At 41.6% G+C, this 13,255-nt stretch carries 10 protein-coding genes; 3 read left to right on the forward strand and 7 right to left on the reverse strand.

Translation table 11 applies throughout. The features are described 5' to 3' along the window. Positions 1 to 264 precede the first annotated feature (264 nt). Entirely contained in the window at positions 265 to 1,128 is an 864-nt protein-coding gene (locus ACE1EF_RS05920) for an SMP-30/gluconolactonase/LRE family protein (protein ID WP_375719706.1), read from the forward strand. 76 nt (positions 1,129 to 1,204) lie between these two features. On the opposite strand, the gene ACE1EF_RS05925 is transcribed toward ACE1EF_RS05920, so the two are convergent. The 5 genes from ACE1EF_RS05925 to ACE1EF_RS05945 form a co-directional block, all read right to left on the reverse strand. Then, on the reverse strand, positions 1,205 to 2,638 hold the full coding sequence (locus ACE1EF_RS05925) for an MATE family efflux transporter (protein ID WP_375719707.1): 1,434 nt from the start codon (positions 2,636 to 2,638) through the stop codon (positions 1,205 to 1,207). Positions 2,639 to 2,915: 277 nt separating this feature from the next. Next, the gene (locus ACE1EF_RS05930; RefSeq protein WP_375719708.1) at positions 2,916 to 4,556 is read right to left on the reverse strand and encodes a carbamoyltransferase C-terminal domain-containing protein; all 1,641 of its coding nucleotides are present in this window, start codon (positions 4,554 to 4,556) and stop codon (positions 2,916 to 2,918) included. A 5-nt stretch (positions 4,557 to 4,561) separates the two neighbouring features. After that, a complete protein-coding gene (locus ACE1EF_RS05935) occupies positions 4,562 to 5,536 on the reverse strand; it encodes a hypothetical protein (RefSeq protein ID WP_375719709.1) in 975 nt (324 codons plus the stop codon). After that, a complete protein-coding gene (gene dacB / locus ACE1EF_RS05940; RefSeq protein ID WP_375719710.1) occupies positions 5,533 to 6,921 on the reverse strand; it encodes a D-alanyl-D-alanine carboxypeptidase/D-alanyl-D-alanine endopeptidase in 1,389 nt (462 codons plus the stop codon). The genes ACE1EF_RS05935 and dacB overlap by 4 nt, the downstream gene beginning before the upstream one ends. A 78-nt stretch (positions 6,922 to 6,999) precedes the next feature. Beyond that, positions 7,000 to 7,557, reverse strand: a complete 558-nt coding sequence (locus ACE1EF_RS05945) for a hypothetical protein (RefSeq protein WP_375719711.1) — start codon at positions 7,555 to 7,557, stop codon at positions 7,000 to 7,002. Between the two features lie 153 nt (positions 7,558 to 7,710). Between ACE1EF_RS05945 and ACE1EF_RS05950 the strand changes: the two genes are divergently transcribed. Then, the gene (locus tag ACE1EF_RS05950) at positions 7,711 to 9,072 is read left to right on the forward strand and encodes an alanine/glycine:cation symporter family protein (RefSeq protein WP_375719712.1); all 1,362 of its coding nucleotides are present in this window, start codon (positions 7,711 to 7,713) and stop codon (positions 9,070 to 9,072) included. A gap of 397 nt (positions 9,073 to 9,469) precedes the next feature. Beyond that, positions 9,470 to 9,928, forward strand: a complete 459-nt coding sequence (gene tnpA, locus ACE1EF_RS05955) for an IS200/IS605 family transposase (RefSeq protein ID WP_375719713.1) — start codon at positions 9,470 to 9,472, stop codon at positions 9,926 to 9,928. Between the two features lie 361 nt (positions 9,929 to 10,289). On the opposite strand, the gene ACE1EF_RS05960 is transcribed toward tnpA, so the two are convergent. Next, positions 10,290 to 10,718: an acyl-CoA thioesterase gene (locus ACE1EF_RS05960; protein ID WP_375719714.1), complete on the reverse strand. Its 429-nt coding sequence runs from the start codon at positions 10,716 to 10,718 to the stop codon at positions 10,290 to 10,292. Further along, the gene (gene lon, locus ACE1EF_RS05965; RefSeq protein ID WP_375719715.1) at positions 10,699 to 13,167 is read right to left on the reverse strand and encodes an endopeptidase La; all 2,469 of its coding nucleotides are present in this window, start codon (positions 13,165 to 13,167) and stop codon (positions 10,699 to 10,701) included. The genes ACE1EF_RS05960 and lon overlap by 20 nt, the downstream gene beginning before the upstream one ends. Between the last annotated feature and the right edge of the window lie 88 nt (positions 13,168 to 13,255).

Below are 13,255 nucleotides of genomic sequence, written 5' to 3' on the forward strand. Positions count from 1 at the left end.
ATTATCACCGCTAAATTCCAAAAATATATCTATATAGGTCTATATTTAAGTAACAATATTAAGGGTCAGGCTTCCCAAAATGCGGGTAAATCATGACAAATATCATAAAAAGGCAGTTTAGACATACAGGTTTAAATGTTGACCCCAAAACACAACCTTCACACTATCATGTATTTACAAACGCATCTCTTCAACTTTATCCTGTTTAATGTGTTATATTCTATAGTATGAAAATTCCAGTAGCTAACTTTAAAACATTACAATATGAAATATCTGATTTTACTTTTAAGCTTAATTGCAGTTGCTTCATGTAAATCAAAACCGAAAAATCCGGAGAGTTCAGTGCAGTACAGCCTTGAAAAAATATGGGAAACGGACTCGCTGCTTACAACATCAGAATCTGCGCTTTACAATCCTTCAGAAGATGTCATTTACGTTTCGTGCATAAATGGTGATCCCAGAACAAAAGATGGAGACGGCTTTATTGCTAAAGTCAGTACCGACGGGAAAATTATTGACAGATACTGGATTACAGGACTGGATGCCCCGAAAGGATTAGGTCTTTTCAATAATACCCTGTATACAGCTGACATTGAAAACATTGTAAGTATTGACATCGCTGCGGATTCTGTAAAACAGAGACTACCGGTGTTTAATGCCGGAATGTTGAATGACATTACAGTGGCAAAGAACGGCAGAATTTATGTATCGGATACCGATTCCGATATGGTCTATACAATGCTTAATGATAATGTTAATATCTTCCTGAATAAGGATATCTCAGGTCCGAATGGATTACTGGATCAGGGAGATCATCTTTTAGTCCTCTCTATGAGCAAAGGCGAGCTCTACTCCGTGGATTTCGACAGCATGACGGAAACAAAACTATTGGATGGACTGCCTGGTGCTGACGGCATTATTAAGGTGGCTGATCAAACCTATATGGCCTCCAACTGGAATGGTGAGTTAACCTTAATAACTCCCGATATAAAAAAGCACAGCTTGCTGAATACTATGGATCAGAAAATAAACAGTGCGGATATCGGGTTTATTACAGACAAAAACATCGTACTGGTACCCACTTTCGGCCATAACACACTGGCTGCTTACAGACTGATTAAAAAATAACATCTCATAAATTTAACAGACTCACCGGGTGATGATTCACATTTTGTTGAAAACCACCCGGTGAGTTTATTATTAACTATACCTCTTTTAACTTCCATTTCCCTTTTTTGAAGGCCAAGTAGGCAAAAAGAGTCATCATGGACTCTGCAATGATAATGGCAAAATAAACACCATGCTGCTCCCAGCCAACCCAGTTAGAAAGCAACCAGGCCAGTGGAATTTCGAACATCCAGAAGCTGAGCACATTAATTCTGAATGGTGTCCGGGTATCTCCTGCACCGTTCAGAGCAGAGACCATGACCATGCCAAGTCCGTAGGAGATGAATCCCAAACTGATAATTCGTAATCCTTCAGCACCATATTTGATGATGGCATCACTGGATGAAAATATCCCAAGAAAAGTAACCGGGAATATCACCAGGATCAAACCGAGAATGCCCATCGTTATCATGTTGGTTCGACCGACAATCCAGACTGATTTTTCTGCCCGGTCGTGCCGTTCCGCTCCAAGATTCTGACCTACCAGTGTAGAGGCTGCATTTGAAATACCAAAGCAAGGCAACAGGGCAAATACAACAATGCGCAATGCGATGGTATATCCTGCCAAAACATCACTGCCATAAATTGCGATGATCCGAACGAGGATAATCCAGCTGGATGTAGCGACAATATATTGGCTTATGGAGCCCCATGACAAATCAAGCAGTCTCTTAATCAGGGCCTTGTCCGGTAACAGTTTTATACCTTTAAATTTTATACGCCCCTTCCCTTTTATCAAAAGATAAAGTTGCAGAAGGACTGCAAGACTTCTCCCGATAGTTGTTGCCACAGCAGCACCTTCCACTCCCATTTCGGGAAACGGCCCGATCCCGAAAATAAGCAGTGGGTCAAGAATAATATTTATACCGTTGGCAAAGGCAAGCACATACATTGACAATACAGGATTTCCGGCACTTCTGAATACCCCATTGATGATGAAGAGCAGGATGATGCTTAGATTTCCGCCCAGCATGACGGATGTATATCCTGACATCTGCTCAATGATTACCGGTTCAGCTCCCATCAAACGCAGAATATCCTTTGCAAAAATAATTCCGGGGACCGCAATCAGTAAAGAGATAAATATACCTGTTACAATGGCCTGATATGCCGACTGTGCTGCTATGCCATAACGTTTTTCGCCAATCCTTCGGCTCACCATGGCTGATACGCCGGTACTCAATCCAATCCCCAAAGCATATACAATAGTGATGAGTGATTCAGTAATTCCAACCGTTGCTATAGCTTCTGCTCCGAGTTTGCTTACATAGAATATATCTGCGATTGCAAATACCGATTCCATTAACATTTCCAGAACCATTGGTACGGCGAGGATAAAAATAGCCTTATTTATACTGCCTGTTGTAAAATCCTTTTCGTTGCCGCGCAGGGCATCCATAATATCTTTCGATATTTCGCTGAGGTTTAAGCGGGATTTTTTTATATTAAGCTGTTGATTCAGTTTTTCCATTTTTGTTGTCGTAATCGATTTTTATGCCGCTTAATACGCTCTGATCTGATACTTGTGATCTCTTGTTTTGTTACATTCGGTAAGTACCGATATAATAATCCGATTGTGTTCATAACAAATCCTCCTGAATAAATGATAAATAAATAAGTTGGTAAAAGTGGATACGGGGCCTGAAATTTAGCAGACCAGATCCGGGGTGGTATGAAAGTATGGAATTTTCATAATGCGCAAATTTATGAAAATTAATCTTTATGAACCAAATAAATATTCGCACAACTCATTTGATGAGCTGAAGAGTGCCATTCACCACCAGACCATCCAGTTGCATCGCCCGGGCTGAACGGAAGGCGTCTTTTTCTGTATGCACAATAGGTTCTCCCCTTTGGTTAAAGGAGGTGTTAATTAAAGCTTTAATATTGAACTGCTGATCCAGAACCCTAAGTAATTCATACATCCAGGGGTTATCGTCATAATTGAACAATGCCTGTATCCGGGCAGTGCCATCCACATGTGTTGCACCATCAAGTTCAGTCTTATGGTGCGTGACCGGAGCATCGTATAACATATATCTCATCTGCTCCACAGCCGGCTTACCGGTAAAATATAGCACGTTGTCTGCCAGCATGATTGGAGCAACGGGGCGGTACCATTCGCGTTGTTTCATTTCACAACTCACTTTTTGCGCAAGTTCCCTGTCATCGGCCCGTGCAATGATACTCCTGTTTCCAAGTGCTCTGGGTCCACATTCACCAAAGTTGTTACAAACGCCAATAACTTTTCCTTCAGCTATAAAAGCTGCAATCAGTTGTATGGTTTCGGTATTCAGTTCCGTTTTATAGCTCTCAGTTCCCCAGGAATTTATGTAGGGGGATGCTATTTGAATGGTATGCCCTTTCTGCATTTCCATATAAGCCGCAGCACCAAGCACCAGTCCGCTATCGTCAGTACAGGGTGGAATGTGTACCGAATTAAATAACCCGGAATCTACTAGCCTGCTATTCGCAACTATATTTAACGCAGCACCACCTGCGTAGTACAGGTGATCAGCACCGGTCTTTAACTTCAAAGCCCGGAATTTTTTCATTAGTGTTTGCACCCAGTACTCATGAATGGTAGCAGCAACATTCTGTATATATGCATGATGCTGATCATATCCGTTCAGCTTAATTCCAAATTCCTTTTCAGAGGCTCTAAGAAAACAAGAGGGCTTGTCCCAATAATTCTGGAAGAAATGATGATGCTTCAGAAATGCAAGAATAGTATCATCCGGTTCACCAAAACCGGCAAAACCCATAAATTTACCGGGTACGCTGTGCTGATCTTTAAAACCGGCACCTATAATGCTAAACGTTAGCGCATTTGCATTAAAAAGTGAACTCAGCTGCTTAAGCTCCCAGTGCGCTTCCACCGGATTTAAGCTGCCGGAAACATAATGCCATGCGGAGAAGTTGCTTTTACTTGCACCTCCATCGAAATGCACCAGAAGGCTGTTTTCTTTGAATGCACCGTAAAAGGGAATACCGGAATACAGATGAGCCAGTTCATGGTTGAGTAAAAAAGCCTTTTTCGGACGATCGAGAAACCAGCACCCGACTTTCTCCATGCCATTATACAATTGATTTACCGGTCCGGCTTCCACCCGTATTCGACCATCTGCTGTGATAAAACTTCTTCCCTGAACCGAATCCACTGACACCAGGTCGAATTCCTGTTTCAACAATCCGGCATCTTTCAGTAAATCATACAGATGATCCTGTAAACGGTTATCACGCTTTATTCTTGTCTTTCTTTCCAGATGCAGATAGTTCAGCAATTGACCATCCTGCATGACCGCAATTGCATGGTCATGTGCGAAAGCAATGGTTCCTTCAGGATAGCAGTCCGGAATGGCATAAACAGCGACTGTTGGTTTTCCCATCCGGATCAGAATTTAACAATAAAACTGATCAGTAACATGATGAGGTAGGTGTAATACATCAAACGCTTTGCCCTGGTACTGATACGGATCCAGAGGCCCGAAAGAATAATACCGGCGGACAGGGAACCGTAAACCAGACTGGCCTGTAAAGGCAGAATACCGATGATAAAAAGCAGAAAATTAGCCAGCATAAACACAATGAAAATTTCCATGCTGCGCCGTGATATGGTATTCAGACGTTCTCTGTACCGTAAAAAAGAGAAGAAACCGATAATGATAAACAGCGCCACGCCCAGAAACATTGGCCAGAAACCATCCGGGATGCTTTGCATATCCCATCCCTTAAACTGTAATGTTTCCTGTATCGGAATCAGGACTGTACGCACGGAACCAAAAACATAGTATAGTCCCAGTACAATAGCATATGGCAGAATTACACCAAGAACAGACGCCTGCAAAGCCCTGAAGTCAAAGCTTTTTTGCAGTGCGGCAGCGATCCAGAGAACCGGTAAGAAAAACAAAATCTGAAACTGGATAAAACTGCCCAGTGCAAGAATAAGCGAAGCATTAATCAGGTTATATCGGTTCCTGTTATCTTCTTTGATGGCAAGCACAGCATACAAGGCAAAAAACACAAAAAGAAAACTGAAATGTGTGGCACAAAGCGTCTGCATATACGGACCTGCCACAATTAATGTTCCGGCTATAAAATAAGGGAAATAGCTGCGGTGCGTCAGGATAATAAATTTGTCGTTAATGATATAGGAAAAAAAGGCGATGATGTTCGAAATCACAAAAAATGTGGCGGCATTTATCAGCTTGTTCTCTGAAAATTTGCTCACCAGAACATCAGCCAGCGGTAAAAGTTTTATACTTATGTGTTGTTCATATGGCACATACAGATTCAGCATGATAAGTGCCAGCGTAAACAACACTGTGGTAAAGATGGATAACGGTTTTAAGTAGTGACTGATTATCATAATGTCTGAATCGTTTGGCTCAGCCAGGATTCAATATCCTGTACAACTTTTTTCTGTGAGCATGTAAATTTATTCACCATTATCGAAAATGCAAATGTCTTCCCGCCTTTTTTAATATATCCGGCATAACACCGGGTGTTATCCATTGATCCGGACTTCGCCAGAACAACAGCATCTGTAGTGTTTTGCAGAAATGAACGGACCGATCCTTCTTTTCCTGCCTGAGGAATAGTCTTCATAAAACCATCTCCGGCATCGGCATCTTTGGCCATTAAACATAGGATGTCGGTCATTAATTTTGGGGAGAGTGCATCAGATGGAGACAAACCGGAACCATCATACAAAAAACAGGGAGACATATCAATGCCCATGCTTTCCCAGTATTGTTTTATCTCCTTAACAATAGACTGAATGTCCTTGTCAGGCTGAACAGCTCTGAACAGATGCTCAGCAAACAGGTTATTGCTGTGATAGTTTACAATTGCTGCTATTTCACTCAGTTCCGGAGAGATCGTTTCGGTAATTTTCAGATCAGCCGGCACCGGCACATCAGAAAGGATCAGTTCTCCCTTAACTTTGATTCCCGATTCAATAAGTTTTCCCTTCAATGCATCCAGTAAAACTTCAGGAGGATTCGGGATAGCCCCTTTAATGGAAAAATCCATCCTGTTGGCCGGAATTGACCCTCTCACCCTTTTATGCATTTCAAACGGCCCGCCAAAAATATAGGCACTATCCTTATTTACAGGACTTCCAACAGCTTCAACAGTAAAGGACAGACCCTTGATCTCCGGATCAACCGTTGCTATCCGTGCTTTTGCACCAACTTTTGCAGGATAAAACGATAAGGTATAATAGTTATCAAAGCAGGTCAGCGGATATACACCCGCACCATAATAATTCCCTATATCCTCCCAAATCCATCTTGAGGGTACAGGTTCAGGATAGAAGCCCGAAATATCTGCTACCAGATCCCCCTCTATTCCTTTAATTCCTCTTGCTTTCAATGCCGTTATCCAGTCATCAATAAAGCTATAAATATCCGGATTAAAATAGCGGGAACCGAGCGTAGGATCACCACTGCCCTTAACTATGAGGCTTCCATTCAATATGCCATCTGAAACTGAACCATTAGCCAGTAGTTCTGTTTTAAAGCGGTAGGCAGCACCCAGTTTTTTCAACACAGTGGCGGTTGTCAGCAACTTAAGTGTTGAAGCAGGCACCAGACTTTTGTCCGGATTAAGCGACTGTACTGATTTGTTACCCGAAACATCCACGACAGAAATCCCTACAGATGCATGTTGATAGTCTTCATCCTGAAACTGTGCATGACACTTAAATGCCAGAAAAATCAGAATTATGATCAGAATGCCGGATTTTCTCATTGCCTGTTTTTTGTAAAAATATTCATTCTTACCAAAGAAGAAAAATCCGGTTCAGCTTAAAATTTAATTATTTTGGAATTAACCGGTTCGTTTACCTCTGAAACTGTAGTGAAACAGTACTACTTCTATGGCTTTTAATATTGCCTGGTTAATCGGGAGCATCGGAACACACAGCGACCTGTCTATATCAATCAGGCGATAATAATAGTCTGACATTAGGGGTGGTTTAACAGGTGCCCGGGCAATTTTATCACTTTGTCCGGCTTTAATAATCCTACAGGTTGCCAGACTAACTTCGCCGTTTTTGTTTGTAAATCCGGTAAACCCAAACATACGGCAGATCAATCCTCTGTTTTTATAGTTTGAACAGCCTTTTATTTCTCCTCCATTCAGAGCAAAAGGAACCAGCATTTTACAGACAGAGCCGGAGTCAAAAGCCTGCAGTTCGTCATAAACTTTTTCTGCAAGTCCGCTTTTATAAAGATCGTATGCAAGAGGTAAAAACTCCAGTACGGTTGCCTGGATATCTGGTTTTGTGCAACAGGAGTAACAATTCAGTTCACATGAAATATGCGTAACTTTCCGGTAAGATGCCACAATTTTATCGGCTTCCGCAAAAACTTTACGAACAGCCATGACTTTATGATACATTCAGTTCTAAAAAACATTTGCGCAAAATTAAGTAGAAAACAAATCCGTTATCCAGGTGCTGAAAAATATTTTATGCCACCATGACCGCCTCATTTAATGGAACTTAACGGTTAATATTAAATTCCGTATATTCGTAAAATGCACAAGCTTACACAAACCGTCATCGATTTCAGCAACTTTGTATGGGGTACGCCATTACTGATACTTCTTCTGGGAGGTGGCTTGTTCTTTCTGATTTACTCCCATCTGCTTCCTGTTCGTTATATTGGCCATGCCATTAAAATCCTTTCCGGTAAATTCGATGATAAAAATGAGAAAGGTCAGATCAATCATTACCAGGCACTTTCCACAGCCCTGGCTGCAACCATAGGTATGGGAAATATCAGTGGCGTGGCTGTAGCCATAACTATGGGCGGTCCCGGTGCTGTTTTCTGGATGTGGATCAGTGCCCTGCTTGGCGTTTCAACAAAATTCTTCACCTGCACTCTGGCAGTGATGTACAGAGGCAAAGATTCCAGGGGTGAAATACAGGGTGGCCCGATGTATTACATCACCGAAGGGCTTGGGAAGAAATGGAAACCGATGGCAATGTTTTTTGCCTTCGTCGCCGCCATAGCAGTATTTCCCATATTTCAGGCTAACCAGTTGACCCAGGTAATCCGGGATGTTATTCTGATACCGAACAATCTTGGAGGCAACTTTACCACAGACCTGATAACCGGAACAGCAATCGCAATATTAATGGCTGTAGTTATTTTTGGTGGTATTAAACGCATCGGAAAAGTGACCGGCAGACTAGTCCCTCTAATGGTGGTAATCTATATCGCACTGGTTCTTTATATTATTTTTTCATCGCCGGATAAAATCCTTCCGGCCTTTCAACTTATTATTACCGATGCTTTCAGTGGCGATGCTGTTTTGGGAGGTGCTGTAGGCGCTATTATTATCACAGGTGTAAAACGGGCGGCATTCAGTAACGAAGCCGGAATGGGAACGGCACCGCTGGCGCACGGAGCAGCTAAAACCAATGAACCGGTTCGCGAAGGGCTGGTGGCTATGCTTGGGCCAATTATAGACACCCTCATCGTTTGTACCATGACCGCTTTAGCCATTATCGTAACTGGTGTCTGGCATTCCACTGACGTTGATGGCATAACACTGACAGCCATGGCATTCGATGCAGCCCTGCCCGCCTGGGGACCATATATTTTAATCGTTTGCGTCATATTCTTTGCCTTGTCCACACTGTTTGCTTTTCCTTATTATGGTTCAAAATGTGTATCCTTTATGTTCGGCCATAAATATATTAATCTGTATAACGGGTTAAGTGCTGCATCTTCCATTCTGGCTGCAGTGATTTCAATTGATCTGGTAGTAGGTTTGATCGATTCAGCCTATGCACTGATGGCTTTCCCGAATATGATCGCAGCTCTGCTGCTGGCACCAAAAGTGAAACATGCCTCAAAGGTGTATTTTAAAAAGCTGAAAATGGGTGAATGAAAAAGTTTGACCCCATCCGGGGTCATGGTTTTATTAGAGGAGAAACGTCTACAAATATGAGACTCCTACGGAGTCATTTTAACCTTATAGTATTGTGACAGAATTTAAATAAAGCAGGTAAAGAAATAGCTTCTAAGCAGCGCCCGTATCTTTGTAATTACGTGAAATATTATATTCCACCGGAATCAAAAAATACAATTGTGTTGTAAAATAACCGGTAAAAAAAGGAAAACAAACAGGAAGGGACTATGATATGAACCGACCTCGTAAGAGGTCAAACATTTGTAGAAAGGAATTGATAATAAAGAAAAGGACTCCGTAGGAGTCCAACAGATTTTGGTGTTAAGTAACTTATCTCTAAATTTATAAATCATTAATGACCCTAAAACCCGGAATTATGGCAAACACCTATTCCCAAATTTACATCCAGATTGTTTTTGCTGTAAAAGACAGATACTCCTTAATATGTCCTATGTGGGAAAATAAGTTATATAAATACATCACTGGAATTGTAAAGAATAAGAATCAGAAATTGTTGGTTACTAATGGAATGCCAGATCATATTCATCTTTTTATTAGTATGACACCGGATTGCAATTTATCTGATCTTGTGAGAGAAATTAAGAAATCAAGCAATTCTTATATTAAAGAAAATAGATTTAGCCGTTTAAAGTTTTCTTGGCAGGAAGGTTTCGGTGCATTTTCTTACAGCAGAAATCAAATTGATGAGGTTGCTCAATACATTCTAAATCAAAAAAAACATCACAAAATAAAATCCTTTAAAGAAGAATATATCTGTTTTCTAGATGAATTTCAAATCGATTATAATCCGAAATATTTATTCAATTGGGTTTGACCCCGTCCGGGGTCACGGTTTATCGGAGGATCATTTTTCTACAAATGTAAGACTCCTACGGAGTCATAATTATTGGAATACTTTTATACCGTAAACATATTGAACATTGAAGAAACACGTATTTAAAGCAAAAACTGACACCGACATAAGGTAGATAGGTAAAAATAAACATGTAAAACTTTTCAACTATAAACGAAACAGGTTTGCAGTATAAAAAATATCACAATCAAAAATCCACAGTTGATAAATCATAAAATGACCTCGTTAGAGGTCAAATAGTTGTAGAGTGAATCGGATGAAAATAATAAAGGACTCCGGAGGAGTCCTTTAAATTCTTACCAATATCTTACGTTGTTTTGGTTTATAATCCCTCAAAACCTTCTATGGCCGAACGCCATCTGTCAGCCAGCTGCAACGACTGATTTGTATTTGGATCAAAACCCACCATTACCGACTTACAGGTTGCCTTAACCTCTCCTGTTTCTTTATCTGCAAGGTGTTGAAACATTTTAAGGCTTTTATTGCCCAGCTTGTATACTTTGGAAAGGACTTCAATCTGTTCATCCAGAAATATAGGCCGCAAAAAGTCAGTATGGGTCGATGCAATGATTAGCCTGGCATCATGCCAGTCAACCGGCTGATTATTATTCAGAATATTAAAATAATGCATCCGCCCCTGGTCAAAATACTGTGAATACACGGAATTATTCACATGGCCAAGTCCGTCGATATCATTAAAACGGATCTGGACTGGTGTATTTACCTTAAAATCACTTTTTTGAAGTTCCATGATCAGAAAAGTCAAATTTAACCGGATGATTTACCTTTTGTTTTAAAAGCGCCAGATCAAGAACATCCTTTACATTCGTAACAAAATGGAATTTCAATCCTTTAATATATATATCTTTTATCTCATCCAGGTCCTTGCGGTTTTCTTCGCACAGAATGATTTCAGTTATTCCCGAGCGTTTGGCTGCCAGTATTTTCTCTTTGATCCCACCAACCGGCAGCACCTTACCACGTAAGGTTATCTCGCCTGTCATTGCAAGCCCCTTTTTCACTTTACGTTGTGTAAAGGTTGAAACGAGGGAAGTAAGCATAGTCACACCTGCCGAAGGTCCGTCTTTAGGAATAGCTCCTTCCGGCACATGCAAGTGCACATTGTAGTGTTCAAAAATGCGCTGATCCAGCCCCAAATCTTCACTGTGTGACTTTATATATTCCAGTGCCAGCATGGCCGATTCCTTCATTACATCTCCAAGGTTACCGGTAATAGATAAACGCCCACCTGATCCCCTGCTTAAACTGGATTCCACAAAGAGTATTTCTCCGCCAACGGCGGTCCATGCCAGTCCTGTAACCACACCGGCATACTCATTACCCTGATATTCCTCTTTTGAAAACCGTTGTGTACCAAGATATTCTTTCAGATGCTCTGGATTAAGCGTCTTTTCAAACTGCTCTTCATTAGCCACTTTTCTGGCTAACCGGCGCATCAGGGTTGCCAGCTTTTTGTCCAGTTCACGAACACCGGACTCACGGGTGTAGCCTTCAACAACCGCCTGAAGTGTTTTGGCAGGAATCTTTACCACACCTTTCTGCAATCCATGGTTTTCCATCTGACGCGGAACAAGGTGTCGTTTGGCGATTTCAACCTTTTCCTGCATAATATATCCGCTTACATCTATCACCTCCATACGGTCGAGCAAAGGCTGGGATATTGACGCAACCGTATTGGCTGTAGCAATAAACATCACTTTACTCAGGTCATATTCCACCTCCAGATAGTTATCATGAAAAGTGTTGTTTTGTTCCGGATCAAGCACCTCCAATAATGCCGATGCCGGATCGCCCCTGAAGTCAGAACTCACCTTGTCAATCTCATCCAGAATAAATACCGGATTCGAAGTGCCTGCTTTTTTAATGTTTTGGATGATGCGCCCGGGCAATGCCCCAATATAGGTTTTACGGTGACCCCGTATTTCAGCCTCATCGTGCAAACCACCCAAAGACATACGCACATATTTTCTGTCCAATGCCTTTGCGATGGATTTCCCGAGTGAAGTTTTACCGACTCCGGGAGGTCCTACCAGACAAAGAATAGGCGATTTCATATCGTTTTTCAGCTTCAGAACAGCCAGGTATTCCAGAATTCTGTCCTTCACTTTTTCCAGACCGTAATGGTCCTTGTCCAGTATTTTCTGAGCCCTGTGAAGATTAAAATTATCTTTGGAATATTCGTCCCAGGGGAGTTCAACCAGTGTTGAAACATAGTTGGACTGAACCGAATAATCAGCAGCTGCCGGATTCATGCGTTCCAGCTTGGCCACCTCCTTATCATATACTGCACGAATGGTTTTGCTCCACTTTTTCTTTGCAGCTTTGGCATTCAGTTCACGTATTTCAGCCTCAATAGGATTACCACCCAGTTCATCCTGAATGGTTTTCATCTGTTGATGCAGATAATATTCCCGTTGCTGCTGATCGATATCTACACGGGCTTTGGCCTGAATATCATTTTTTATCTCCTGCAGCTGTGCCTCCCTGGCCAACACTTCAAGTAACTGATAAGAACGATCCTTAATCTTATCCCGTTCCAGGAGTTTCTGCTTGTCTTTAATCTTAAACGGCAGGTTGGAGCTGATAAAGTTGGTCAGGAAAGGTAAGCCGTCAATGTTTTTTATGGCAAATGTGGCTTCATTGGGCAGATTGTTTGAACCGGACACTACTTTCACCGCCAGATCCTTTATCGCAGCCACCAGAGCTTCGTTGACATCTCCTTCATCTACATTCAGCACATCCTCACGTTGGGTAATCTTAGCTACAATAAACGGATCTGTTTTTACAAACTCCATCAGGTTAAAACGAGCACGTCCCTGAAGTATCACGGATGTTGATCCATCCGGCATTTCAAGAATTTTAGCAACCTGAGCCACTGTTCCTACACCGTACAGGTTCTCTGCCTTTGGATTATCGATGTTGACTTCGCGTTGCGTTATCACACCGATATAAGTCCCGTTATTAAATGCCTCACGAACCAGTCGTAAGGATTTTTTTCGTCCTACAGATACCGGCATCACCACTCCCGGAAAGAGTACCATGTTACGAAGTGGTAATATTGGCAGTGTATCTGGTAATTCCGAAACATCAAAAACCTCCGGATTATTCTCATCAACCAAAGGAATGAACCCTGCTTCACCATCCATCATATCCGTTAAAAATATATTATCTAAGCGCATGTAAATAATTTTTCAAATCATTGTGACAAAGTGTCACGCCCAATCCCCAAAAACCAGGCATCGTGTAATTATTCAAGAACTGTGCCAA

The organism is Quyinboa sediminis, from assembly GCF_042219855.1.
In the GTDB taxonomy this organism is placed as follows: Bacteria; Bacteroidota; Bacteroidia; order Bacteroidales; family UBA5342; genus JBHJHP01.